This is a genomic window from Streptomyces sp. NPDC018833, from assembly GCF_044390825.1.
GTDB lineage: Bacteria > Actinomycetota > Actinomycetes > Streptomycetales > Streptomycetaceae > Streptomyces.
In genome coordinates, this window is record NZ_JBIRZM010000014.1 from 124,901 (window position 1) to 148,802 (window position 23,902).

The 23,902-nt window shown below is 69.7% G+C and carries 22 protein-coding genes and 2 pseudogenes; 14 read left to right on the plus strand and 10 right to left on the minus strand.

From position 1 onward, the window contains the following. Nucleotides 1-76 precede the first annotated feature (76 nt). Nucleotides 77-1,063: a carbohydrate ABC transporter permease gene (locus ACH5AF_RS25935; protein ID WP_398904822.1), complete on the plus strand. Its 987-nt coding sequence runs from the start codon at nt 77-79 to the stop codon at nt 1,061-1,063. Then, nucleotides 1,060-1,959 carry a carbohydrate ABC transporter permease gene (locus ACH5AF_RS25940; RefSeq protein WP_398904649.1) on the plus strand — a complete coding sequence of 300 codons (900 nt, stop codon included), beginning with the start codon at nt 1,060-1,062 and terminating at the stop codon, nt 1,957-1,959. The genes ACH5AF_RS25935 and ACH5AF_RS25940 overlap by 4 nt, the downstream gene beginning before the upstream one ends. A gap of 465 nt (nt 1,960-2,424) precedes the next feature. Here the strand turns inward: ACH5AF_RS25940 and ACH5AF_RS25945 are convergent, their stop codons facing one another. The 7 genes from ACH5AF_RS25945 to ACH5AF_RS25975 all read right to left on the minus strand — a co-directional run bounded on the left by ACH5AF_RS25945 (nt 2,425) and on the right by ACH5AF_RS25975 (nt 10,640). Then, nucleotides 2,425-3,519 carry a serine hydrolase gene (locus ACH5AF_RS25945; protein ID WP_398904650.1) on the minus strand — a complete coding sequence of 365 codons (1,095 nt, stop codon included), beginning with the start codon at nt 3,517-3,519 and terminating at the stop codon, nt 2,425-2,427. A gap of 361 nt (nt 3,520-3,880) precedes the next feature. After that, nucleotides 3,881-5,176 (minus strand): phosphatase PAP2 family protein, encoded by a 1,296-nt coding sequence (locus tag ACH5AF_RS25950; RefSeq protein ID WP_398904652.1) that lies wholly within the window; start codon nt 5,174-5,176, stop codon nt 3,881-3,883. Between the two features lie 297 nt (nt 5,177-5,473). Continuing rightward, nucleotides 5,474-6,352, minus strand: a complete 879-nt coding sequence (locus ACH5AF_RS25955; RefSeq protein ID WP_398904654.1) for an STM4011 family radical SAM protein — start codon at nt 6,350-6,352, stop codon at nt 5,474-5,476. A gap of 8 nt (nt 6,353-6,360) precedes the next feature. Then, entirely contained in the window at nt 6,361-7,707 is a 1,347-nt protein-coding gene (locus ACH5AF_RS25960) for an STM4012 family radical SAM protein (protein WP_398904656.1), read from the minus strand. Beyond that, nucleotides 7,704-8,510 (minus strand): STM4013/SEN3800 family hydrolase, encoded by an 807-nt coding sequence (locus ACH5AF_RS25965; RefSeq protein WP_398904824.1) that lies wholly within the window; start codon nt 8,508-8,510, stop codon nt 7,704-7,706. The genes ACH5AF_RS25960 and ACH5AF_RS25965 overlap by 4 nt, the downstream gene beginning before the upstream one ends. 43 nt (nt 8,511-8,553) lie before the next feature. Next, nucleotides 8,554-9,693 carry an STM4014 family protein gene (locus ACH5AF_RS25970; protein WP_398904825.1) on the minus strand — a complete coding sequence of 380 codons (1,140 nt, stop codon included), beginning with the start codon at nt 9,691-9,693 and terminating at the stop codon, nt 8,554-8,556. After that, nucleotides 9,693-10,640: an STM4015 family protein gene (locus ACH5AF_RS25975; RefSeq protein ID WP_398904658.1), complete on the minus strand. Its 948-nt coding sequence runs from the start codon at nt 10,638-10,640 to the stop codon at nt 9,693-9,695. The genes ACH5AF_RS25970 and ACH5AF_RS25975 overlap by 1 nt, the downstream gene beginning before the upstream one ends. A 181-nt stretch (nt 10,641-10,821) precedes the next feature. Between ACH5AF_RS25975 and ACH5AF_RS25980 the strand changes: the two genes are divergently transcribed. Together ACH5AF_RS25980 and ACH5AF_RS25985 are read left to right on the plus strand one after the other, a co-directional pair. After that, complete coding sequence (locus tag ACH5AF_RS25980) at nt 10,822-11,148, plus strand: hypothetical protein (protein ID WP_398904660.1); 327 nt, start codon at nt 10,822-10,824, stop codon at nt 11,146-11,148. 66 nt (nt 11,149-11,214) lie between these two features. Continuing rightward, on the plus strand, nt 11,215-12,240 hold the full coding sequence (locus tag ACH5AF_RS25985) for a DUF6745 domain-containing protein (protein ID WP_398904662.1): 1,026 nt from the start codon (nt 11,215-11,217) through the stop codon (nt 12,238-12,240). 73 nt (nt 12,241-12,313) lie between these two features. Here ACH5AF_RS25985 and ACH5AF_RS25990 read toward each other — a convergent pair. Further along, nucleotides 12,314-12,603, minus strand: a pseudogene (locus ACH5AF_RS25990) (TetR family transcriptional regulator C-terminal domain-containing protein); the annotation flags it as partial. 138 nt (nt 12,604-12,741) lie between these two features. Here ACH5AF_RS25990 and ACH5AF_RS25995 point away from each other — a divergent pair. The 3 genes from ACH5AF_RS25995 (at nt 12,742) to ACH5AF_RS26005 (ending at nt 14,378) form a co-directional block, all read left to right on the plus strand. Further along, the gene (locus ACH5AF_RS25995; protein WP_398904664.1) at nt 12,742-12,969 is read left to right on the plus strand and encodes a hypothetical protein; all 228 of its coding nucleotides are present in this window, start codon (nt 12,742-12,744) and stop codon (nt 12,967-12,969) included. A 234-nt stretch (nt 12,970-13,203) separates the two neighbouring features. Continuing rightward, nucleotides 13,204-13,578, plus strand: coding sequence for a VOC family protein (locus ACH5AF_RS26000; protein WP_398904666.1), 375 nt, complete (start codon nt 13,204-13,206; stop codon nt 13,576-13,578). 8 nt (nt 13,579-13,586) lie between these two features. Next, a complete protein-coding gene (locus ACH5AF_RS26005; protein WP_398904668.1) occupies nt 13,587-14,378 on the plus strand; it encodes a DUF6081 family protein in 792 nt (263 codons plus the stop codon). Here ACH5AF_RS26005 and ACH5AF_RS26010 read toward each other — a convergent pair. Further along, the gene (locus ACH5AF_RS26010; RefSeq protein WP_398904670.1) at nt 14,297-15,070 is read right to left on the minus strand and encodes an aquaporin; all 774 of its coding nucleotides are present in this window, start codon (nt 15,068-15,070) and stop codon (nt 14,297-14,299) included. The two genes, ACH5AF_RS26005 and ACH5AF_RS26010, sit on opposite strands and share 82 nt — an antisense overlap. Before the next feature lie 210 nt (nt 15,071-15,280). Between ACH5AF_RS26010 and asnB the strand changes: the two genes are divergently transcribed. From asnB to ACH5AF_RS26035, 5 genes and pseudogenes are all read left to right on the plus strand, one after another. Next, nucleotides 15,281-17,134 carry an asparagine synthase (glutamine-hydrolyzing) gene (gene asnB, locus ACH5AF_RS26015; RefSeq protein ID WP_398904672.1) on the plus strand — a complete coding sequence of 618 codons (1,854 nt, stop codon included), beginning with the start codon at nt 15,281-15,283 and terminating at the stop codon, nt 17,132-17,134. 99 nt (nt 17,135-17,233) lie between these two features. After that, nucleotides 17,234-17,926, plus strand: coding sequence for a DsbA family protein (locus ACH5AF_RS26020; RefSeq protein ID WP_398904674.1), 693 nt, complete (start codon nt 17,234-17,236; stop codon nt 17,924-17,926). 18 nt (nt 17,927-17,944) lie between these two features. Further along, the gene (locus ACH5AF_RS26025; protein ID WP_398904676.1) at nt 17,945-18,658 is read left to right on the plus strand and encodes an SDR family NAD(P)-dependent oxidoreductase; all 714 of its coding nucleotides are present in this window, start codon (nt 17,945-17,947) and stop codon (nt 18,656-18,658) included. An 18-nt stretch (nt 18,659-18,676) separates the two neighbouring features. Beyond that, nucleotides 18,677-19,026: pseudogene (locus tag ACH5AF_RS26030) on the plus strand (chorismate synthase); the annotation flags it as partial. Nucleotides 19,027-20,053: 1,027 nt separating this feature from the next. Continuing rightward, the gene (locus tag ACH5AF_RS26035) at nt 20,054-20,872 is read left to right on the plus strand and encodes an alpha/beta fold hydrolase (RefSeq protein ID WP_398904678.1); all 819 of its coding nucleotides are present in this window, start codon (nt 20,054-20,056) and stop codon (nt 20,870-20,872) included. Between the two features lie 1,816 nt (nt 20,873-22,688). Here the strand turns inward: ACH5AF_RS26035 and ACH5AF_RS26040 are convergent. After that, nucleotides 22,689-23,258, minus strand: coding sequence for an MmpS family transport accessory protein (locus ACH5AF_RS26040; protein WP_398904680.1), 570 nt, complete (start codon nt 23,256-23,258; stop codon nt 22,689-22,691). Nucleotides 23,259-23,355: 97 nt separating this feature from the next. Here ACH5AF_RS26040 and ACH5AF_RS26045 point away from each other — a divergent pair, with 97 nt between their 5' ends. Beyond that, complete coding sequence (locus ACH5AF_RS26045) at nt 23,356-23,484, plus strand: hypothetical protein (protein WP_398904830.1); 129 nt, start codon at nt 23,356-23,358, stop codon at nt 23,482-23,484. Then, the gene (locus tag ACH5AF_RS26050) at nt 23,426-23,722 is read left to right on the plus strand and encodes a DNA/RNA non-specific endonuclease (RefSeq protein ID WP_398904682.1); all 297 of its coding nucleotides are present in this window, start codon (nt 23,426-23,428) and stop codon (nt 23,720-23,722) included. The genes ACH5AF_RS26045 and ACH5AF_RS26050 overlap by 59 nt, the downstream gene beginning before the upstream one ends. Nucleotides 23,723-23,902: the final 180 nt, after the last annotated feature.

The window sequence follows — 23,902 nt, forward strand, 5'->3', positions numbered from 1 at the left end:
GGCGCCCCGCGCCAAATCCGCCCCGCGCGCGGGGCGCCGCGCCGAAGGCACCTGGGGCTGGTTGTTCGTCAGCCCCATGGTGATCGTCCTCGGCCTGTTCCTGGTCCTGCCGACCCTGATGGCGCTGTGGGTCAGCCTGTTGAACTGGGACGGCCAGTCCAACCCTTTCAACGGAGAGGCGAAGTTCGTCGGGCTCGACAACTACCGGAACCTGCTCATCCGGGACGGACTCGACCGCACCCTCTTCGCCACCTCGCTGCGCAACAACGCCTACTACGTGCTGTTGACCGTGCCGCTGCAGACCGTCCTCGCGCTGGCGCTGGCGATCATCGTCAACCAGCGGATGCTGCGCGGCCGTGGCGCCCTGCGCACCGCGTTCTACTTCCCCTCCGTCACCAGCTCGATCGCGGTCTCCACGATCTTCCTCTTTCTCTTCCAGGGCAGCGGCGCCGTCAACACCGTGGCGTCCTGGGTCGGAGTGAGGGGCCCGAACTGGTTCAACGACCCCCGCGGAGTGCTCTCTCTCCTCCTCGGCGCGCTGGGCATCGTCGACATCGACCACCCCTCAGGCGCCCTGGCCGAACACTCCATCATGGGCCTGTCCTGGTTCGAGTGGCTGTCCGGCCCGTCCGTCGCGATGTGCACGATCATCCTGCTCGCCGTGTGGACGACCTCGGGCACCTTCATGCTGATCTTCCTCGCGGCTCTCCAGGGCATCCCGCGCGAGCTGGAGGAGTCCGCCGCCATCGAAGGTGTCAACCGGTTGCAGATGCTGCGCTACGTGACCCTGCCCGCGCTGCGCCCCGTGCTCTTCCTCGTCCTCACCCTCGGACTGATCGGCACGTGGCAGGTCTTCGACCAGGTGTACGTCATGGGCCAGGGCGCCCCCGGTAACACAACTCTGACCCCGGCGTACCTGTCCTACTCGTCCGCCTTCGGCGACGCCGACTTCGGACAGGGGTCGGCCATCGCCTTCATCCTGCTCACGCTGATCCTGACCATGACCGCCCTGCAACGCTTCGTGCTGCGCGAGCGCACCAATCGCCCCCGGAGGACGCGATGAACGCCAAGGCCGCGGCCGTCCGGGCGCCGGGACTGCCGGTACTCGGCCGCTTCCCCCTGACGCTGCGCATCCTCGGATACACGCTGGTGGCGGCGCTCGGGACGCTGTATCTGATGCCCTTCGTGATCCAGCTGGTGACCGGGTTCAAAACGGACCCGGAGGCAGCAGCACACCCCCTCGGGCTGATCCCCACCACCCCCACGACCGCCGCCTACCAGCGGCTGTTCGGACTGAGCCAGGCCGGTGACGGTGTGCCGTTCCTGCGCTGGCTGGGCAACTCGGGTCTCGTCGCCGTCGTCGTCACCGCCGGACGTGTCCTGTTCGACTCGATGGCCGGCTACGCACTGGCCCGGCTGCACTTCCGCGGCCGCACCCTGCTGTTCGGCTTCATCATCGCCGTCCTCGCGGTCCCCAACGTGGCCTTGCTGATCCCGAGATTCCTGGTCCTCAACACCTTCGGGCTCTTCGACACCTACACCGGCATGATCCTGCCCCTGATGGTCGACGCGGCGGGCATCTTCATCATGAAACAGTTCTTCGAATCCATCCCCCGGGAAGTGGAGGAAGCCGCCCGCGTCGATGGCGCCGGGGTCTTCCGCACCTTCTGGTCGATCGTCCTGCCCATGGCCCGGCCCGCCCTGATCACCTTGACCATCCTGTCGTTCCAGGGCTCGTGGAACGAATTCACCCACTTCCTCGTGGCCACCCAGTCCAGCCAGTACGAAACCCTGACCACCGGACTCGCCCGGCTCGTCTCAGGCAGCCTCGGCGGTGGCACCCAGTACCCGCTCAAACTGGCAGCGGCCCTCCTGGCCACCCTGCCCGTCGCCGCGCTGTTCTTCTGCTTCCAGCGCTACTTCGTCCAAGGCGCCAACGCGGGAGCCGTCAAGGAATAGCAGTCGCCGCCGATCTGTGCCGACCCGGGGCCGCGGACCGACGCGGGCATCCCGCGCGAGCACCGCGTGAGCACCGCGTGAGCGGGTGGCCCGGTCACCCGCTGTGGTCGGGAGCGGAATCTCCGGCGCCAGACCACCGCTGACCCCGCCCTCGCAGGCGTCGGCCTGACCTGGTGACCCAGCGCCCGCCGGTCTGCCTGGGGCTGCCACCCGCCCGGGGGAGTTGGCGTCTTGAACCGCCGAAAAGGCTGCTGTGTGGTGACAACCCGCGCATCTGCGGGTCGCCGTGGTCGGCCCAAGGGATGCACGGCCCACTTGGTAAGCGGACGGCGCCGGCCGAGAACGCGGCCACGACGACAGCCGGACCAGTCACCTAACGAGTCGCCTGACGCAGGCGGCGGGGTTCGCCACCACCAGGACCCGGCGCGAGCCGGGAATGGGACCCGAGTGGTACTCGCCCACGCGTCACCGGCCGGGGTACAGATTCCGGTGGATGGCTTGGGCCACGCTTTCAATCGTGTCCATGCCATAGTCCCATCCCGCTTCCGGATGCTCGTCCTCAGGGACCCTGTTGTTCTCGGTCAGGACCACCAGGCCGTAGTCGTGCGCGCGGCCGGTGATCGCGCTCATGCTGTGGACCTTCCAGTCCCCGCGATCCCAGGGGTTCCTGAGGTTCTCTTCGGAACGCTGAAGCCACCCGTTCTTCACCTGGACGTCGGCATCCGACGGAGCTCCGGCGGGCGCTCCCCACCGCTGATCCTCCTGCACGTCCCGCATGAGGTCGAGGATGTAGGCGCGCTCCTCCTCGTCCAGGACCGCATCGTCCTCGCCCGTGAGCAGTTCGAGCAGGGTGGCCTGGTCCCTCGCAGTGACCTGCGTCAGACCCATGAAGCCCGCTTCGTCGATGGTCGTGTTCATCATTCCGGCCTCGTCCAGGAAATCCTGGATGCTGTCCGGGCCGACCATGTCCCACAACACGTACGTCGATTCGTTGTCCGAGTTCACGATCATCTTCCTCGCGAGATCCTGCTCCTCTTCGGACAGGCCCTCTCCTCTGGCATGAAGCAGAGCGCCAAGGACGATCGGTTTCACAATGCTCGCCGAGTCGTAGTGCTTGTCGGCGCGGTATGCGCACGAAGTACGCGTGGACCGGTCGTACAGCGCGATGGACGCCCGGCTGGCGCGACCGGCCAGGGCCCGGGCTATGTCCCGGGTCAGGGCGCGGGCGAGCCGGGGTTTCTTGGAGGTGCATTCGATGACCCCGCCCATGAGCCGCTGCACAGCATTTTCCGATTTCCCGGTTCGACGGGAAGTCGAGGGAGCGTGAGCGGGGGCCAAGGCCGAATCCGAAGGATCAGCCGCAGCTGCAGGCGGGTCAGACTTCGAAGAGGGAACTCGAGAGGGCACCGAGACGGATACGGCAAAGGCAAGGGAGACCGCGACGGAAATCGCTCCCCAGGTCACTTTCGATGTCGTCTCACTGAGCATCAGCCCGTTGCCCTTCGTCTGTCCGCCCGCCTCACCGACTTGTGCAGGCATCGATGCGGCACCGGTCGGCACCGCGCAATCGACGCTACAAGTGGGGTGCGCACCTGACCTCTTCGGTCGGCCGACAGGTCTAAAGGTTGGCTCGCAGAGCCGAGCAGTGGGGCACCCCCGGCGTGGACCTGGGCGGACATGCAGCCCGGTTCCCGCTTCGCCGTCGGTTGCTACGCGGTGGTCACCGCAATCGCGAGGGGGGGTCGACACTGGTCACACAAGAAACGCGGCATTCTGCAGATTGGACACTGCCGTGAACAGCGAGTTCATTGCGTTGGTCACGTACTCGGCCCGCGGGTGGAGTCGACGCGGCCGGCGAGGTATCCGCCACCTGAGAAGGCAACCCGCGAGGCGCTCAGCCCACGACCCGCCGCGACATGGCTCAAATCAGTTCGGGCTGCGGTTCGGGCTGCGGTTCGCGTCGTGGTTTCGGCAGATGCGCAGACGCAGCCTTCCGTTCCCAGAGCTTGGTGGTCCGTACGTAGCCGTAGACCACTGAGGTCATCGCCAGAATGAGCAGCGGCCCGAACACCCACGGATGTCCGGCCATCTCCACCGACAGATAGCGGTACGACGCCAAGAGCGCAGCGAAGACCGCGGCGCCGTAGACGACCAGCTGGATTCCCGGCCGGTCCCAGCCGCGGTCGAGTGCGCGCAGCGCCGTCTCGATCGTGAGCGTGAACACCACGCCGGCGACGATGTCCGCGCCGTAGTGGTAGCCGAAGCCCAGTGTTGCGCCGAGCGTGGCGATCAGCCAGAACGCGCCTGCGAATCGCAGAGCCCGTGGGCCCTTGCGGGAATGAATGAAGATCGCGGTGGCCCACGCTGTGTGCAGGCTGGGCATGCAGTTGCGCGGGGTGATCTCGTCGAAGGGCATCGGATGCGGGGTATTGAGCGGCGGCGGCGTGTCCGGCCACAGGTGGGCCACCGCCCAGTGCCCGCCTTCGGCGCCGTAGGCGAAGACCGGTCCGACCACCGGGTAGATCATGTAGATGGCCGGCCCGAGCAGGCCGATGACCAGGAAGGTGCGCACCAGGTGATGGCCGGGGAAGCGGCGCTCGACCGCCACGTTACGCAACTGGTACAGCGCGACGACGACCGCGGCCACCCCGAGCTGAACATAGACCCAGTCGAGAACGTGGAAGCCGACCGTGCCGGTGGCCTCGACGATCCGGCCCACCAGCAATGACGGGCTGCCCAACGCGTGATCGGCGGCTGCCACGTACTGGTCGAGCACCACCGGACGGGACTTCGACGTGATCAGCAGCCAGATGTCGCCGGTCTTACGACCGGCCACCAGCAGCAGGGCCAGTCCGACGCCTTTCAGTAGCAGCACACGGTCCCGGCCGGTGCGGCGTGTGAGAGCGATGACGCCATGGGCCAAGACCACCCACAACGCGCCGTTGCCGGCCATCATCTTGGCATCGACCACCCACCGCACGAGCCAGAAGACGACATCGATGCCGATCGCGGCGCCGACCGCGACGAACCGCTGCCGCCAGGTGAGCACCACCATCATCAACGCCATACCGGCGTACAACAGCGGCCCTGACTTGGGGGCGAATATCACCTCTCGCACCTGGTTGCTCATCGGCCCCCGCACGCCGTACCGACGCGCGGCGATCTCCAGTGCAATGAGGAATCCGAGGGCCAGCACACTCACCGCGGCCCACAGCATGACGCGTGGATGACGCCATGCAGCCAACCGAGGGCTGCCGCCTATTCGCGAAAACACTCGCGTTACCGTAGATATCAATTTTCAGCCGATTTGTGATATTTCAACATGATCGTTGTGAGCTCGAACATGCTAGCGGAGCGGGCGGGTTCCCGATCGCGGGTACGTCGAATACGCCATCGACTCCTGTTTGCCCACGGCCACGGCGGACATGAAGCGCCCCGCGGAACCGGATTCGGCGGCGGCGATCATGTGGAGGCCAAGCGCCCCGACCTGCTGCCGCTCTGAGCACGGAGCAGGTCAGGCGCGGGGGGTACCGGAGAGGTGCGCCGGGGGAATCGCCGCGGGGATCCGTTCGAGGACTCCGCCGGCGAAGAGGTCGTACAGCGGCAGCGTCTCCAGGTGGACGTAGCCGATGTGGCAGTCGCAGACGGCGAGCGGGCAGGACCGGGGCAGAAGCGCGCGGCGGAACGAGCCGTCGTAGAGGTTGCCCAGCTCGGCGCGGACGAAGTGGCAACGCCGGACGGTCCCGTCGCCATCCACCGAGATCACCGACTCGCCGGTGCGGCACGGCAGCCCGGCGGAGCGGTGCGGACGGCGGCTGTAGGGGAACAGCGGGTCCAGCTCCGTCCAGGCGTCGGCCTCGGCGTCGGAGAGCTCCTGCCCCTCGGGCGCGTTCACCCAGAGGTAGATGTGCGGCGGCAGATCGGCGCGGAGCCTGTGCGCCTGCGCGAGATGGGCGGGAAAGCCGACGATGCCGACGCTGAACCGAATCTCCCGCCTGACCAGATCCCGACACTTGGTGATGAACCGGTCATAAGGAGTTTGGCTGGGGTGATACGTGCACCACAGGGCGAGCTTCGCCGGATCCGCGTCCGCCATCCAGTCGGTACGGCAGCTGAGGTTCGTCTGGATCGCGACCCGGCGGATGTGTGGCAGATGTGACAGCTCGGTCAGTGCCTTGCGGTACCAGGAGCGGACCAGGCCCTCTCCCCACGGGGTGAACAGTACCGACAGCCGGTCATCGGTCTGCGCCGCGGCCCAGGCCGTGAAGCGCTCCAGCGCCACCCGGTCGGCGCGCAGTTGCTCCCGGCTGTCGCGCCGCTTCGCGAACGGGCAGTAGGGGCAGTCGTAGTCGCAGGAAGCGAGCGGGCCCCGGTACAGCACGGTCAGATCCATGGCCCCGCTCACTTCGGCTCGTACGCGGCCATCGCGGCGCGCACCGCGGGCGAGAACAGCTCGGGACCCAGGGCGTCCGAGTGGGCCAGGCCCTCGGGAGACAGCCGCAACCGGCCGGGGGCAGCGGCTGCGTCCAGCCAGCCGAGCGCGGCGAACCGCTCCAGCTCCGCCGGGAAGTGGTCGGCGGGAGCGGCGCCGAACCGCTCGCGGTAGCAGGCCACCTCCATCCCTTCCGCCTGCAGCAGTGACTGCAGGAGATGGCGGCGGCGCGCCTCGCCCTCGTCGACCCAGCGGCCCACCTTCGCGCGGGAGAAGTCCCTGGTGGTGGTGAAGTCGTCGATGATGCGCCGTATCTCGCCCATGCCGACGGCGTAGTCGAAGGAGTAGTGCAGGGCCGACGTGTAGGAGCGGGCGCCGCAGCCCAGCCCGATCATGCCGTCCGTCTGGCACGCGTGGTCGTCGGCGGCGGAGGGCGGGGCGCCGGCACGGCGGAACATGCGCATGGACACCTGCTCGTACCCGCGGGCGAGCAGATGATCGCGGCCCGTGCGGTACAGCCGCAGCCGCTGCTCGTCCCAGGCGGCGTCGGCCGCGGCCCCGAGGCGACCGAGACCGGTCAGCGGCCGGACGTACAGCGGATACAAATACAGCTCCTCCGGCTCCCAGCCGAGGGCGGCGTCGAGCGAGGAGAGCCAGGTCCGCTCACTCTGGCCGTCGATGCCGTAGATGAGGTCGATGTTGAGGACGGGGATCTCGGCGTCCCGTATCCGGCCGAGCGCGGCCTCCACGTCGGCCCGGCGCTGCGGACGGACCGCGGCCCGTGCCTCTGCGTCGACGAAGCTCTGCACGCCGATGCTGACGCGGGTGGTGCCGCGCTCGGCGAGCACGGCCAGCCGGTCGGCCGTTGCCGTCGCCGGGGAGGTCTCGACGGAGAGCGGCACCGCCGTCAGATCCGCCCCCATCCGCTTCTCCGCGATGTCGCAGAGCCGCTCCAGCTCACCCGCCGTCAGGAACGTCGGTGTGCCGCCGCCGAACGCGGCCGCCGCGAACCGGACCGGGCCGTCGTCCCCGAGCGCCTCCCGCACCGCGGCCGCCTGGCGGTCGAGCGCGTCCAGGTAACGCCCGGTCAGCTCGTCGGGAGCGCCGATCCTGGTGAACAGGTTGCAGAAGCCGCACCGGACCTCGCAGAACGGTATGTGCAGATAGAGCGAGAGGGCGTCCTTGGGCTCGTGCGCCCACAGCTCGCGCAGCACGGGCCGGCTGTCGCCGAGGGGGCGGTAGGCCGTCTTGTGCGGATAGGCGTAGACGTAGCTCTGGTAGGGGCGCGGACGGAACCGCGGTACGGGGGTACTCATGCGGAGGCCTCGAGGAAGAAGTGGGCGTAGGGGACCGTCCAGACGGCCTCGTGGCCGATCCGGTGGCCGGTGAAACCGCCGTCGCCGTAGGCGGTGCCATGGTCGGAGCAGACGATCGCGAAGCAGCGGCGGCGGCTGCTCGCGGCGGCGAAGAGCCGCCCGATGTGGCGGTCCACGTACTCGAGGGCCGCGGCGTGCGTCGCACGCGAGTCACCGGCGGCGCGGGTGGCACCGGGCAGATGGAACCAGTTGGGCTGGTGCAGCGAAGGCACATTGACGAACAGGAACAGCCTGCGGTCGGCCGGCAGCGCGCCCACCACCTGCTCCGCCCGCCCCACCTGTGCCTCGAACGACGTGGGCGAGGCGACACCGAACTCCGGCTCCCAGTGGCTCTCCTGGAACAGAGCAGGCAGCACGGAACCCAGCGGTCCCTGCTTGTTGAAGAACCCCACACCGCCGATGCACACCGTGCGGTAACCGACCCCCGCGAGGGCGGAGACCAGATCCGGGGTGTCGAAGACGAAGGTACGGCCCGCGGTCGTCTCACTGCCCGCGAACCGGGCGGCGAACAGCCTCGGATGAGGCCCCTGCGCCGCCGGGGTGGGCAGGAAACCCGCGAACATCGCCTGATGGGAGGCGTAGGTGAAACTGCCCGGCGCGTGCCTCTTCTCCCAGACGCCACCGGGAAGATGACGGGCCAGATGGGGGATCCGACCCTCGGCCGCCAGCTCGGCGGCGACGTCGAAGCGCAGGGTGTCGAGCGTGACGAGCAGCAGATCGTCCCGCCCGACGACCTCGTTCATGTCGGGCGGCTCGGCGGCCTCGCGGCCATGGAGCGTGTCGTGGTCAGGCAGATGCACTCTGATGGTTCCTCGTCCTGCTCAGTACGGTGGCGACCTGCGCCGCATAGGTGTCCAGGCCCTCCGCGCCGCTCCCGGGCAGCCCGGTGAGCCGCGGCAGAAGATCCCCGAACGCGTTGACCTCCCCGACGGCGAAACGCCGCCAGCCCGTCGCGGGCAGCAGGTCGACGCCTACGCGCGACACCCCGGGGAAGCACTCCGCGGCCCGTTCGCAGACCGCGAGCGTCTCCGCCCAGCTTCCGCCGGCCGCCTCCGTCGCCGCCCGGGCGGCCGCGAGGTCGCCGCGCCCGCCGCCCAGATGGAGATTGGTCATGGGAAAGCGGCTGGTACGCACCACCGCGTGGGTGACACGGCCCGCGACCACCACCACCCTCAGATCGGCGACCCGCCCGTCCTGCGACGCCTTCGGCAGCCAGCGCTCGATGTGCAGACCGTCCGGTGCGAGGGCGTCGATCAGCGCGGCGACCTCGCGCTCGCCGCTGTAGCGCCGGACCCGCAGATTGTTGAAGAGCCGTCCGCTCGCGTCCCGTTCGACCGAGGTGGTGGCCTGCACCCGGCCCCGGCTCGCCGTCTCCAGGGCCAGCACCCCGGACGCGGACGAGCCGTGCGCGAGCTTGACGAACACCCGCCGGAGGCCGGTCGCGGCCAGCAGCGCGCGCACGTCGTCCCAGCCGCCGGCCTCGGGCGCACCGGCGCCGGACGTCGGCGACTCGGGCACCGGAACGGCCGCCGCCGACAGGGCCGCGTGACACAGCCGCTTGTCGAACAGCACGGCGAGCCCCGCCGGATCGTCGAGCAGCTCCGCCCCGCCGGCCGCCGCCAGCGCCGCGATCTCTGATACGGCGGCGGTGAACCGCTCGTACCAGAGCCGGGTGCCCTCCACGCGGGTCGGGTCCTCGACCCCGCGCAACGCCCTTTCCACTTCGGCGTCCCCGCCCGGAGAGTCGATCCGTACCAGCTCGCCCGCCCGGAACTCCGCCCGGCCGCCCAGCACATCGAGCCAGGGCACCACCCGCGCGGCGGGCAGGCCCGCGGTGCGCAGCGCGTCCTGGAACAACGCCACACGGCGGCCCGTCGGAATGCCGACGACCGCGAGAGGGGGGCCGGTGCGGCGGACGGAGCCGATCACTCCGCGACAGCCGTGTAGCGGTCTTCCCTACCGCCGGAGCCGTCGGCCTCCGACTCCGACACGTCGAGCTCCACACCGGCCGGCACCAGGGCGTCGGACAGGCGCTGCACCATCGCCTCACTCATGAAGTGGTGGTGCAGATCCAGCTTCTTCAGATGGGTCATCGGCTGGCCGTTCAGCAGGGCCTCGGCGCCGTCGTCACCGAGGGTGCCCATCGACAGGTCCAGGATCTCGAGGCGTGCGACCACCGGCGCACCGGCCACCGCGACGGCGATCTCGTCCTGTATCTCGCTGTTGCGCAGCGCAAGATGCCGCAGGCGCGGCAGCCTCGTGCCCGACAGGAACGGCTCCAGGTCCGACACGTCCGCGTTCGCCCCGTACCACGACGTGCCGAGCCAGAGGTCGAGCTTCTCCAGCGCCGACAGGTCACTCGCGGCGATGCCGCGCACCACGCCCGCGTCCAGCCCGCCCGTCTCGACGACGAGGGAGCGCAGCCGCTCGTGCTTCACCGCGGAGAACCCCAGCCCCTGCCCGCCGCGCACACCGAACTCCTCGAGGTCGGCGAAGGCGTCGAGCAGCCCCGTCACCTCGCCCTGGTTGATCCAGGAGATCTCGCACTCCTCGAAGGTGATGTCACCCAGGAACAGCCCGCGCAGCCGCGGCAGTCGGTCCTTCGCCCCGGTCAGCGCCTCTATGACGTCGTCGGGAGACGAGTCGTAGGCCTCGCTCCACGAGCCGACGATCAGCGCCCGCACCTGTGTGGTGTCCACCGCGGCGGCGAAGCGGGCGAACGCCTCGGGCCACTCCTCCTCGCTGTCGTACGAGTCGACGGAGATCCGCCAGGCGACGCTCTCCGGCGCCGGCAGCGCGGCCTGGGCCTCGGCGTCGGGGAAGTCGAACGCGGGCAGGCCGTACCACTCCTGCAGATGGTCCGAAATGGTCATGACGGGCTCCAGACACCGGTGAGGCTTGATCGCTGACGTGCGAGCAAGTTCTACCAAGCGCCACTGACACTCCCGCCCGCGGGGGCGGCCAGCCCGCGACGCCGAACGCCGTTGTCAGACCCGCCCCCTAACGTCATGAGCAGGTCGGACGCACACGGCGCCCGGCGGGAAGGGGAGAGACATGTACCGGCAGGGAGACGTGCTGATCGTGCCCGTCGCAGGGGAGGCCGTGCCCTCGCACGTCGCGGAAGCGCCGGGCGAGGCACGGGACGCACGCGGACGCATGGTGCTCGCCCTCGGCGAGGTCACGGGCCATGCCCACGCGGTGACCGGGCGCGGCCGACTGGTGCGCGAGCCGGGGCCGTTCGGGCCGATGCTGCTCCATCTGCCGGAAGGCGGCCGGGTGGTGCACGAGGAGCACGCGGCGATACCGCTGCCGAAGGGGTGGTACCGGGTGGTGCGCCAGCGCGAGTACCTGCCCGGAGCGGTGCGGATCGTCGCCGACTGACCCCCGCGGGGCGTGGCGGTGACCGGGCACGAGATGCGGAACGACAACAGGGGACGGGACTTTCACATGCAGTATGCGGACAAGTGGCGGGCCATCGCGGCGGCGACCGGACCGGCGGACCGGGCGGCCGCCGAGGAGGGCGTACGGCTCGCGTACCGTACGGCCGGGCTCACCGCGCCCGAGCGGATCGTCTGGGCGGGCTCGCCCCTCGCGGGCGTCGAGGCCGTGCGGGCCCTCGAGGAGCCGGGACGTTCGGTGCGCGACGACGTGCGTACCCGCCCCTGGGCGGACGAACGGCGCCGGGTGCACGACGAGATGGGTCCCGGCGGCTGGACCGCACTGTGGAGCACGACCGGGGCGCTGCTCTGGGACGGCACCCGCTCGCTGGCCGAGCGGATACGGACAGGAGTCGTGGACGCCCTCCTGGAGAAGGCGCCGGAGGACACCGCCGGCCGCGCCGAGGCCGAGACGAACCTCCGTGTCGTCCTGCTCGACGCGGTCCTCGGGCAGCACGACGCGGCATGGCTGGCCGCCTTCGACGGCCGCGGCGAGCGGCTGGAGGGACTCGCGCGCGTCGCCGCCCACGCCGGCTGGTGGTGGCCGTACGAGAACGCGGTCGTGATCTGCGAACGGCCCACGCAGCTGCACCGCGACGAGGCGGGCCGGCTCGACAACGGCGACGGCCCCGCCCTGCTCTTCCCGGACGGGTTCGCCCTGCACGCGTGGCGCGGTATGCCAGTGCCCGCCGAGTTCCTGCACGAGCTGACGGCACTGACCCCCGAGCGGATACGCACGGAGGAGAACGCGGAACTGCGCCGCGTGATGCTGGAGTACCACGGTTACGACCGCTACCTCGCGGAGTCCGGCGCCGAGCCGGTGCATCGCGACGAGAGCGGGATCCTGTGGCGGATCGCGCTCGCGGACGACGAGGACGTGGTGATGGTCGAGGTGGTCAACTCCACGCCGGAGCCGGATGGCACCCACCGTACGTACTGGCTGCGCGTGCCGCCCACGACGCGCACGGCGAAGGAAGGCGTCGCCTGGACGTTCGGACTGCACGCCGCGGCCTACGAACCGCTGCGGGAGACCTGAGCCGCCGAGGGGTCCGGTCGGCGGTGGTGCCGGCGTGCCCCTGGACGGGCCGGTGCGCAGCGTGCCGTGGCCGTCAACGCGGCCTGGTCGATGCCCAGCGTGCCGTGGCGGTCAACGCCGCCTGGTCAATGCCCATGCACGAGCGAGAGCCTCATCGGTCCACTGGAACATCGCCGCCGGGACAGTGACCGGCGTGCGACGTCATCTGGACGGCCAGCCCGTCCAGGCGCGCCGTCAGCCGCCAGGCTGCCGCCGCCATCCTCGCAACGGGAACTCCCTGGCGGCCGCACCCTCCGCCATGACCTTCGTCAGCGCCGACTTCGAGGGCTGGTCGAGGCCGCGGGAGACGTTCCGCAGCGCTGGTCGCGAACTGCTGAGCGGTCGGCCCCTGTCGGCACCTGCGAGCCCGCTGGCCCGGGAGAAGCTGTACGTGGTGCTGGACACTTCTCCCCGCACCGGCACGCCGAAGTCCGCGCCTGGGCCGCTGACAACGACGTCCAGTTGGTCTTCTCACCGACCTACTGCTCGTGGCCGAACTGGATGGAGTCGGAGTTCGCGACCTGGCGGTACTTCACGCTGAACGGCACCGACCATCGCACCCACAACGAACAGAACGCCGCTATCGCCGACTACATCCGCTGGCGCAACACCCGTGCCGAGCCGAAGACCACCTTCGCCCCTGACTCACCCATCCGTCAGTGGACCGCATACCCGGCCAAGGCCGCGTGACGAACCACCCAGCAGCCGATCGCCATCCTGTTGTCGCAGCCAGCGAGATCACGTAAGGTAAACCAACGTGAACACCGGACCGGCGCTACGCCACGCACAGATTGGCCACCCGGTGGAGGGCTGATCGCACAGCGGGTGCGCAGAAGGCCACCCCCTCAGTTCGGCACGCGGACCTCCCAACGCTCGTGCACCGAGAGTCCGTTCTTCGTGTCGAACAACAATGAGGTCAGCTGAATGACAGTCACGTTCAACCACACCATCATCGCCGCCAAGGATCGCAACGAGTCGGCTCAGTTCTTCCGCGAGCTGTTGGAACTCCCGGAAGCGCCGTCCTGGGGCCCGTTCACCAACATCCAGCTCCCCGACGGCGTGCTGCTTCAGTTCGCCGAGCCGCCGGTGGAGATCCAGATGCAGCATTACGCGTTCCTGATCGACGACGAGCTGTTCGACCGTGCGTATCGGCGGCTGTGTGACCGAGACATCGAGCACTGGGCCGATCCGCAGATGCGACGCCCAAGCGAGATCAACAACGAGCACGGCGGTCGAGGGGTGTACTTCAAAGACCCTGCCGGTCACGCAATTGAGCTGATCACCCGGCCGTACCTGTAACCGAGTGAGTGTCTGGTCGGGCACCCGAAACGCGGCGCCCGACCAGACAACCGACTGGCGAAACCCGTTGCCCCAGGGCGCCACGGCGTTCGGGCAAGCCATGCGAGCGACGAACCTGGTCTTCGACTTCTTCGGCACCAACGACTCGCGTTCACGCCTTCCACGAGCGGCTCCCCAAGACCGGCTCCACCTACACGGCGTTCTCCTACGCGCTCCTTGTCGCCACCCGGCAACCCGGCCCGCAGCACGACCTGGCCATCGCCTTTGACAACGCGGCGGGCAAGGCCACCTGGAAGGCCGACGGCCGCGAGGTCCTCGGCGCCGACGACCTCGGCCGCGTCCCGGCCGACCGCGGCCACCTGACCTCGACCATGGCGGCACCGAGGGAGAAGGCCTCGCCGCGTCATCTGTCCCGCGGCATCGGCATGTTCACGCTCCTCGACGGCAGAGGGGCCCGACCGTCGCGGCCTGGTGAAGCTGAGCGACCGGCCCGACCACTACTACGACCCGGACCGCGGCGCCCGGGCCCCGAGCGGTTCCTCGACGAGGCGAGCCGGTCGGGCAACCGGCTGTGGTGCAGGGCGTCCAGCTCCAGGTGGGCAAGGTCGCCGTCGACTCACGGCCGGGCGCGCTCTGACGCCGCGAGCGGCAGCCCGGCAACGCCGCAGGGGGTGGCAGCCGGCCGACAAGCCGGCTGCCGCCCCCTGTGGCGTCTGCTTCAGCGCGCCGGGGCCCGCCACTTCAGCAGTCCGGCCACCAGGGCCGCCAGCAGCGACCCCGCCACCGGGGCGAGTACATAGACCCACAGCAGCCCGGTCGTGCCGGAGACCAGCGCGGGTCCGAACTGGCGCGCCGGGTTGGCGCCGCCGCCCGAAAGCGGCCCGAGAAAAATGATCACGGCGGCGACGCAGGCGCCCACCACCGCGGGCAGGTACGTCAGCAGGTGCGGGCGCGTCCCGGCGAAGGCCACGATCAGCATGATCACGGCCATGGCACCGGCCTCCGCGGCGAACACCGCCCCGGTGCTCCAGTCGGCAGCCGGCGTCAGCGCGGCGTCGCCGACCCGGGCGGCCGCGTCACCCCAGACCAGGCGCGCGAGACCCACTCCGGCCACCGAGCCGGCCAACTGCGCGACGACGAACGGCAGCACCGCCTGGACGGGGAAGACCCGCAGCAGCCACAGGCCGATGCTGACGGCCGGGTTCAGGTGCCCGGCGGTCTCCCGGCGCATGGACGGCCCGAGCACGAGCATGACGATCACACCGACCAGCAGGCCCATGGCCACGAGCTGGCTGGTCAGCGTCGGGAAAAGATCCGCGAGGGGCGTGCCGGGTCCCGCCATCCAGCGGACGGCCGTGACCACGGTGAACAGCATGCCGGTGGACAGCGCGAACTCGTAGAGGGCGACCTCCAGGACGCGGGGCACCCGCCTTCGCGCGTGCAGGGGAGGTTCTTTGGTCCGTGGACCGGTATCGAGGAAGGTCCTGGTCATGCTCGGAAATGTCCTGCCCCGCCCGGGCCCCGGCAACGTCGGGTGCGCCACTTCGTCAGGTGCCGCGGACCTGAACGAAGAAGTCCCGGTCACGTGACGAAGTGAACCGGCGCCGATGGACCGGCCCATCCGCCGTGGAGCACATTCATGCCAGTCGGCCAAGGACCCCTGGCCCGGCCCCCGCCCTTGAACGAGAGGAACCGATCATCTATGTGCGGCCTTGCCGGATGGGTTAGCTTCCAGCGCGATCTTACGGCGCACACCGACACCGCGTCCGCCATGACGGGCACCATGGAGTGCCGCGGCCCCGACGCGGGTGGGCTGTGGACCTCGACCCACGCGATACTCGGCCACCGCCGCCTGGCGATCATCGACCTCGAGGGCGGAAAGCAGCCCATGGTCGCGGACGCCGACGACGATACGCAGCCGGTGATCACGTACACCGGCGAGGTGTACAACTTCCAGGAGCTGCGCGAGGAACTGCGCGGTCTGGGCCACGAGTTCCGCACCACCAGCGACACCGAGGTCGTCCTGCGCGCCTACGTCGAGTGGGGCGCCGACTTCGCCGAGCGCCTCAACGGCATCTACGCCTTCGCCATCTGGGACCCGCGCACCGAGGAACTGCTCCTCATCCGCGACCGGATGGGCGTCAAGCCGCTCTACTACTACCCCACCGCCGACGGCGTGCTCTTCGGCTCCGAGCCCAAGGCGATCCTGGCCCACGACGAGGCCGAGGCCGTCGTCGACGCCGAGGGCCTCAAGGAGATCTTCAGCATCGTCAAGACCCCTGGACACGCCGTCTACAAGGGCATGCACGAGGTCAAGCCGGCCACGATCGTCCGCTTCACCCGCGAAGGCCGCAGCGAGAGCACCTACTGGGAGCTGAAGGCCCAGCCGCACACCGACGACCTCGACACCACGATCACCAACGTGCGCGACCTGCTGGAGGACATCGTCGAGCGCCAGCTCGTCGCCGACGTCACCGTCGGCACCCTGCTCTCGGGCGGCCTGGACTCCAGCGCCGTGACCGCGCTCGCCGCCAAGGCCCTCACCAAGCAGGGCATCGAGCAGCCCATCCGGGCCTTCTCCGTGGACTTCGTCGGCCACGACGAGCGCTTCGAGGCCAACGTCCAGTGGGCCGACCCGGACACGCCGTTCGCCGTCGAGGTCGCCAAGCAGGTCGGCGCTGAGCACATCATCGTCGAGCTCGACAACGAGGACATCCTCGACCCGGAGGTGCGCAGCACCGTCCTGCGGGCGCAGGACCTGCCGGTCTCCACCGGCGACATGGAGTACTCGCTCCTCATCCTGTGCCGCGCGCTCAAGGAGCAGATGACCGTCGCGCTGTCCGGCGAGGCGGCCGACGAACTCTTCGGCGGCTACACCTGGTTCCACGACAAGGAGGCCGTCGAGTCGGACAGCTTCCCGTGGCACCACCCCTTCGAGAAGGCCGGCGGTATCGGCGCGCTGAAGACGGTGGGCCTGTGGGACAAGCTCGGCCTCACCGAGTACGTCAAGGGGCGCTACACCGAAGCGCTGGAGGAGGTCCCCCGCCTGGAGGGCGAGAGCGGCCTCGAAGAGCGGATGCGCGAGGTCACGTACCTCAACCTGACCCGCTGGGAGAACTTCCTGCTGGACCGCAAGGACCGGATCAGCATGGCGGTCAGCCTGGAGGTGCGCGTCCCGTTCACCGACCACCGCCTCGTGGAGTACGTCTACAACACCCCCTGGGCGATGAAGACCTTCGACGGCCGCGAGAAGAGCCTGCTGCGCGCCTCCATGCGCGGTCTGCTGCCGGACTCGGTCCTCGACCGCAAGAAGAACCCGTACCCCTCCACCCAGGACCGCAAGTACGAACTGGCTCTGCGCGAGCAGGTCGAGTCCCTCCTGGTCGAGGACGCCCCGGTGCTGCAGCTCGTCTCCGAGGCGGACATCCGCAAGCTGCTCGACGTGCCCGAGGGCTCCTACGGGGTCGGCGGCCCGTGGAGCGCCCGCGCCGTCCTGGAGCGCCTGATCGAGTTCAACACCTGGGTCACCGAGTACGACGTCCGCGTCGAGCTCTGACCGGCGTGCGCTCGGCCGCCGGGCGGCGGCCGGGCGCAGCCGCACCCGTACCCCCGTACCCACGGAGCCCGTACTCATGAAGGACGTGAAGGAACGGACATGGAGAACGACACCGCCGCCTCCACGGTGACCGTCTGGTCGGACATCGGCTGCCCGTGGGCGAGCCTCGCCCTGCACACCCTGCACGCCGCCGCCGAGCGGCGGGAGCTTGCCCTGATCATCGACCACAAGGCGTTCCCGCTGGAGCTGTTCAACCGGGAGCCCACCCCGAAGTTCATCGTGGACCCGGAAGTCCAGGCGATCGCGGCGCACCGGCCCGAGCTCGGCTGGCGGCTGTGGAACGGCCCGGCGCACGCCTACCCCGTGACCACACTGCCGGCGCTGGAGGCGGTCCAGGCCGCCAAGGAGCCCGGGATCGGCGGGCTGCGGGGCAGCGACGAGCTGGACATCGCGCTGCGCAAGGCCTTCTACGCCGACAGCAAATGCATCAGCGTCCACGCGGTGATCCTCGACCTCGCCGAGCAGTGCGAGCACGTCGACGCGCGGGCCCTCGCGGCGGCGCTGGCCAGGGGCAGCGGACGCGCCGAGGTCTACGAGCAGTGGGCCACGGCCAAGGGTCCGCGGATCCAGGGCAGTCCGCACTTCTTCGCGGCCGGCGGGTACGCCGCGCACAATCCCGGCGCCACGTTCACGTGGACGGGATCCCCCTACGAGGGCGGCCTCCCGCGACTGGAGGACTACAGCACCGCGTGGGCCGATGAACTGCTCGACACGATTCACCGAGATCAGTAGAGAAAAAGGAGCTCGATCATGTCCGCACGATTCGCTGGAAGGGTCGCCCTGGTCGCCGGAGCCGGCGACGGCATCTGCCAGGCGGCGGCAGTCGCGTTCGCCCGGGAGGGCGCACGCGTACTGGTGGCTGGGCCTGACCCGGAGGAACTCGCGGGCACGCTGAAGCTGATCCGCGATGCGGGAGGTGAGGCCGACAGCGTCGTGGCGGACATGACGCGGGGCGGCTCGGCCGCCGCCGCGGACATGGTTGCGGCGGCGGTGAAGCGGTTCGGCGCGCTGGACATCGCGTTCAACAACGCGACCGTCACCGGGCCGAACAGCAACGTCGCCGACATCGCCGAGGACGTGTGGGCCGACATCCTCGCCGCCAACCTCACGGGGGTCTTCATGGCGATGAAGCACGAGCTCGCGCACATGGAGTCGCGCGGGCGTGGAGTGATCGTGAACACCGCCTGCAACATGGCGAGCAGCGGGCGGCTGGTGGGCATGAGCGCCTACGCGGCTTCGAAGGCGGCGCTGAGCGCGTTGACCCGTACCGCCGCGCACGAGTACATCGGCAAGGGCATCAGGATCAACGCGATCAGCCCCGGGCCGGCGCACGAGGCGGGGACGAACCACGCCGACGGGGCGACCGCCGCGGAAGTCGCCGAGACGGTGGTGTGGCTGTGTTCCGACGAGGCCTCCTTTGTTGTCGGCCACGACATGGTGCTCGACAAGAAGACCGTGGTCTGAGAATCCGGAGAACTTGTACTGAGCAGGTTGTGCCGGCCGACCGAAGACGAGTCCCACGGTCCCGCGTCGGTGGCGACACTGGAGGGGCTTCCCGTCGGCGTACGGTCACCATCGAGCTGGTGTCCGCCCACCTGGCGCGGCGCCGGCTCGGCTACGGGTGCGGTGCCCAGACAGAGTTCGAGTAGACGAGATCCTTTCTCGGCGGCGTCCGCCACGGCCTGTCGCTCGGTATCCCGGTTGCCGTCGTGATCGGCAACAGTGAGTGGCCCGAGTGGGAGAAGGTCATGCAGGCCGAGCCCGTGGACCTCTCCGGGCGTCTTCCTCCTCGTGGCGCCGGATCAGCGCCTCGAAGACCGGCCAGCCACCCGGAGCGCGACGGCGGCGGGCCGCCCAGCCGGGATTCGGCGGCGGGGCGGGTCCGGGGATGAGCGCGTGCGAGCGGCGGGGTTCAGGGCGCCTCGGTCGAGGCGCCACATTTCGTGGAATTCGCGGCGGATCTGGTCACGCACCACGGGCGGGTCGTGCGGGTAGAGGGTGGTAACGGTGGCACAGGCGCCATTCGGCCCGGGGGACCGCCTCCGGGGGTCGCAGGGCCTCTGACCGGCCGGCGATCGGCTCGCCGTATCGACCACGGGGCAGCGCTCAGCGGTACTGTGCGACAGGACTCACACCGCCGCTGACAGGCGGCAGGAGAGGCCACTGCCCGACTGCAACACGTGGTTCGCACCCGTCGGCAGCCCGGCATCTCTCACGACTGACAGCGCCGCCCCCAGGGCGCTCCATCAGCTCACGGCACCCGGCCGCCACATCGACGACGTCTGCGACGGCACCTCGGACCCAGCCTGCGATGTCCTGGACGATGTATGGGAGGGGCGGGACCTGGAAGGCTGCCACTCCAAGGGGTACGCGGTCGCGTCCCCGGCCGCGATGACAGGTGTGGCGGCCTTCGGACCCGGCCGCCTGTGGGCGCGAAGACCTTCCGCAGGGCCTTGACTGCTCCCGGCACCGCCCCCGCCCGAGGCACGTCGGCCACCTGGCCCGCATCGAGGACCCCGGTTGCCCCGGAGCTGTCTGGACGACATCGCCGGGCTGGGCTTCCTCTCCGCGACTTTGGGCCGCTGGGCGGCCTCGGGGCCGCCGAGCCAGGTCACAGCGGGGGTCGGATTTCGGACGGCCACAGGGTTGACACGTGAGTAACGTGCGCGCAAAATCGCCGCACCGGACGACATTGCCGAACGGCGTTCGGATCATGGAACGAGGGTGATCCCCAGCCCTCTCTCCACCGATGGCTGCAAACAGCGCCGAATCCCCCGGAGACAAACCGGCACGCCCATCAGTCATCTCCAGCCACGGTCTGTGGTGTGCACTCCCGTTCCCCCACGAAAGGGCATACTCGTGCTTGGCCTGCGCTCGATCCTGACCGTCCTCGCTCTGGCGGTCACCACCATCGCCTGCCCGCTTCCGTCCGCCGTCGCCGACACCACCGACGTTTCTCCGCCCGGCGCCAATGACTGGTCCTGCAAGCCCACCGCCGAGCATCCCGACCCAGTCGTGCTCGTACACGGCACCTTCGAGACCATGGCCAAGAACTGGCCGACGCTGAGCCCCGTGCTGAAGCAAGAGGGCTACTGTGTCTTTGCCCTCAATTACGGTGGCAATGCCATGGGACCCATCGCCGAGTCGGCGAAGGAGCTCGACGCGTTCGTCGACGCGGTGCTGGGGGCCACCGATGCCCGCAAGGTCGACCTCGTCGGGCACAGCCAGGGTGGAATGATGCCCCGTTATTACATCAAGAACCTCGGCGGCGCTACTGAGGTCGACGACCTCGTCGGGATCGTTCCGTCCAATCACGGCACGGAGAACGCCATACCCCGGCCCGTTGAGTTCCAGGACAGTCCCTGCCCGGCCTGCGACGAGCAGCAGGCGGGGTCACAGTTCCTGACCGACCTGAACGCAAAGGACGAGACGCCGACCGGCCCCGACTACACCGTCGTCACGACCAAGTACGACGAGGTCGTCACGCCCTACACCAGCGCGTTCCTCCAAGGCCCGGCTCGCGAGGTCACCAATGTCACCCTCCAGGACGCCTGCCCGCTGAATGCCATCGAGCACGACCAGGCGCCCAACGATCCGGTGGTCCACCAGTGGGTCCTGCACGCGCTGGAGCGCACCGGCCCGGCAGACCCGGCCTTCCTGCCCTCCTGCATCGTCTGACGCCCTGCGTCTCTTCCCGGCAAGAACCACGCCGGGAACGGAAGCCCCGGAACCGGCCGCCGGTTGCGGGGCTCCCGCCGTTCACGGCGACAACACCTGCGGGCGGCACGCCGTCGATCACGGTGCGACCTCAGGCATCCACGGCGCCCTCTCACCTACCGCGCTGCGACGGCCCTGCAGTCGGCAGGCTGTCGCAAGGGAGGCTCACACTTACGTCCGCAGGGCCGCCAAGTCGGCGCTCCACTGCGTCGGCAGCTCATTGACGACTGCGCGCTGGATGCTCACGCAGAGGGCATCGAATGCGGTGACGGTCACGGTCGCCGGAACGGGTCGACCAGCTCCTCTGTCCGCCGCCCAAGCCCGTCCGTGACGCCGTCCCACCAAGAACCGCCTGCGCGGAGGAGCAGGGCCTCCGTGACGGGGTGGGCGTTCCAGGCCGAGGGATCCTTCCAGTTGGCGAGAATCCCCGCGCCGCATAGGACGATCGGCCCCCGGAGATGTCGCAGTCGGCTCGATGGAGCCGTGACTGTCGGCTCGGACACCGAGGCGAGGCGCCGGCGTGACCAGTCGTAAACCTCAAGGGAGTTACGTATCCCACGTTTGAGGTCAACGCTTGAACGGCGCTACACCCCGCCCCGTTTTCCTCGGTAACCGGTGACCCACCTGCACCGGTGAGTGAGTGAGGTTCGCACATGCCGAGGATTCTTTCGAAAGACACCAGGCGTCATCTTCCCGCCGCCGGTGGCTGCTGTCCGGCCGGGTCGGCGGCGCACGGTTCCTTCCAGCGACTCACGCACTGATCGGTCGAGCGCATGGACTACTGCCTTCCCTGCCGCCGTACCCTCAACGGCACCGTGACGTGCCCGGAGTGCGGGGCGTACGAGTCCGACACGTCACCGTCGAGCGATCGGAGCACGGGTGCTCCGGCAGCCGACGCGGCGGTGTGGGAGGTCCTCCTCAGCGAGGGACCTGGCTCCTTGGAGTCCCCCGAGGTTTCCTGGTCCCCCACTTCCTCAGCCGATGTGCCCGTAGCCCGGCGCCGCTGTCCGCCGCGACTGAAGAAGTACGGTGGTCGGACTCTTGCCGCGGCCACCTTCGCCATGCTCGGCGGCCTGGCCGCCGCATCGCTGCTGCCCCAGCACTCCGCCGGCTCCCCACGGGCAGTGCCGGTCCCGGAACAGGCGTCTCCCGACGAGCCCGATGCCCAGGTCACCGAATCCTCACCGACGGCCTCACCTCCACCGGAACGCCCGGCAACGCGCCCGGCCAGAGGAGGAGGCGTCAGGGACCGGAGCGGTGCCGGGACTCGGCGTCCTCGCGCGACGTCCACTCCCAGGGAGTCACCGGTTCCCCACGTTCCCGATGCCACCAGTCCGCCCCCACCCGTGAAGGCCCGACCGACCCCCCGTCCTTCCAACGGCCGTCCCAGCCACCCCCCCACCTCCCCCACGGCGACCCCTCCCGCAAGTCCCTCCCCCAGTGTCAGTGCCTCTCCCACGGGGAGTCCCACGCCGAGCCCCACGGGTGTGCCGGTACCCGATGGGCAGCCGAGAGGGTGACACCGTGATCGCCTCCGGCCGGCAGTGCAACGCCGCCGGGCAGCACCGGATCGCGACGAATTCGGTGCAGTGGCCGCGATAGGTCTCCACGAACGTCGACGGTGGTCGCTACGGCCCGACCGGTCTTCTCCCGACGAGCTCAGCCCGTTGCGGCGACCGCGGCCACCGCGTCGTCACCGGGGAGGTCAGACCGAGAGCGGCGAGGGCGACGGCGGTGGCCGCCACGATCCTGGCCGTACGACGCAGAAGGTGCGGGGTCACTGTGCTCCTTCAGGCGGTGCGGACGCTTCCGGGGTGGGGAGTTCACTGCTGCACGTGGTCCGGCCGAAGGCGCCGGTGGCGGTGGCGCGTTGGACGTGCTTGCCGCGTACGGCCAGGGTGCAGCTGGCCGTGCCGCCCTTCTCGCCGAGGGTGACGCTGACGATCGGGGAGGCGCCGAGCGGCACGCTCACGGTCTTCCGCCACGGCAGGCCGGCCTTCGTGACGACATTCGCCTTGTCGTCGTCGGCCCCGCGGTAGGAGATGTCGGCCGCGCCCTCGCCGAGCACCTCGTAGGTCACCTCGGCGGTGGGCGTGGTCGCCCGCCTGTCCGCCGGGTCGTCATCGGAGTCGAGGACTCCGTAGGTGACGAGCGCGCCGCATGCGAGCAGCAGAGCCGCGGCGACGGCGATACCGCGGCGGTCGATGCGGCGGTCGTCCGGGGTCCGGGAATCCCCGGTGGCCCCGACGGCCGGGTACAGGCCGAGGTATCGGCGGTGCCGACGGCGTACCGGTCGGGGAAGTCGTGGAAGGACATCGATCCCGAGCGTCACCCCGACCGGCGCCAAGGGCTACGCCTTCGCCAACACCACGAACGCGGCCAGTAGTTGGTTCGGGGCCACTGCCGACAGGCTGCTCCGCTTCGAGTCCGGTGACGGACATGCGGTGACTCTGGGCCTCGATGGCGCGGGCAAGCTCACCCCCGTCGCCAAGGGCGACACCGTCACGTACAAGGATGCCGTGGCCGGTGCGGACCTGGCCTACGAGGTCGGTCGCTCACCTGATCGCCCGTGAATTCGGCGGCACCCACCTCCGGAAGAACATCGTCCCCACGACCGCCTACGCCAATCAGAAGGAGATGCGGTCGGTGGAGTACGAGATCGAGAGGCGGCTCAAGCTGGGTGAACGGGTGTATCACCAGTCCGTTCCGATCTACATCCCGAACCGGGTGACTCCGATCGGCGTGCACATGTACGTGTCGAGTACCTCGGGTACATTCTCACGCCTGATCAACAGCGGAGTTCACGACTGACAGGCTCCGGAGTCATGAAACCCTTGACTGACTGATCCGGTACGGCCGAGGCGGGGGGGGGGGGGGCCGGGGGGGGCCCCCCCCCCCCCCCCCCCCCGGGGGGGGGGCCCCCCAGGAAACAAAAGGCCACGGCCCCCGGGGGGGCCCCGGCGCCCCCCCCCGCCCCGCGGGCCGGGTACG

Excerpts from the sequence above, each read along its gene's own strand:
- ACH5AF_RS26010 (WP_398904670.1), bottom strand. The coding sequence starts at position 15,070 with ATGACCAGGACCTTCCTCGATACCGGTCCACGGACCAAAGAACCTCCC.
- asnB (WP_398904672.1), top strand. The coding sequence starts at position 15,281 with ATGTGCGGCCTTGCCGGATGGGTTAGCTTCCAGCGCGATCTTACGGCG.
- ACH5AF_RS25950 (WP_398904652.1), bottom strand. The coding sequence starts at position 5,176 with ATGCTGTGGGCCGCGGTGAGTGTGCTGGCCCTCGGATTCCTCATTGCA.
- ACH5AF_RS25940 (WP_398904649.1), top strand. The coding sequence starts at position 1,060 with ATGAACGCCAAGGCCGCGGCCGTCCGGGCGCCGGGACTGCCGGTACTC.
- ACH5AF_RS26020 (WP_398904674.1), top strand. The coding sequence starts at position 17,234 with ATGGAGAACGACACCGCCGCCTCCACGGTGACCGTCTGGTCGGACATC.
- ACH5AF_RS25960 (WP_398904656.1), bottom strand. The coding sequence starts at position 7,707 with ATGAGTACCCCCGTACCGCGGTTCCGTCCGCGCCCCTACCAGAGCTAC.
- ACH5AF_RS26050 (WP_398904682.1), top strand. The coding sequence starts at position 23,426 with ATGCCGTGGCCGGTGCGGACCTGGCCTACGAGGTCGGTCGCTCACCTG.
- ACH5AF_RS25975 (WP_398904658.1), bottom strand. The coding sequence starts at position 10,640 with ATGACCATTTCGGACCATCTGCAGGAGTGGTACGGCCTGCCCGCGTTC.
- ACH5AF_RS25985 (WP_398904662.1), top strand. The coding sequence starts at position 11,215 with ATGCAGTATGCGGACAAGTGGCGGGCCATCGCGGCGGCGACCGGACCG.
- ACH5AF_RS26000 (WP_398904666.1), top strand. The coding sequence starts at position 13,204 with ATGACAGTCACGTTCAACCACACCATCATCGCCGCCAAGGATCGCAAC.
- ACH5AF_RS26025 (WP_398904676.1), top strand. The coding sequence starts at position 17,945 with ATGTCCGCACGATTCGCTGGAAGGGTCGCCCTGGTCGCCGGAGCCGGC.
- ACH5AF_RS25965 (WP_398904824.1), bottom strand. The coding sequence starts at position 8,510 with ATGAACGAGGTCGTCGGGCGGGACGATCTGCTGCTCGTCACGCTCGAC.
- ACH5AF_RS25935 (WP_398904822.1), top strand. The coding sequence starts at position 77 with ATGGTGATCGTCCTCGGCCTGTTCCTGGTCCTGCCGACCCTGATGGCG.
- ACH5AF_RS25955 (WP_398904654.1), bottom strand. The coding sequence starts at position 6,352 with ATGGATCTGACCGTGCTGTACCGGGGCCCGCTCGCTTCCTGCGACTAC.
- ACH5AF_RS25980 (WP_398904660.1), top strand. The coding sequence starts at position 10,822 with ATGTACCGGCAGGGAGACGTGCTGATCGTGCCCGTCGCAGGGGAGGCC.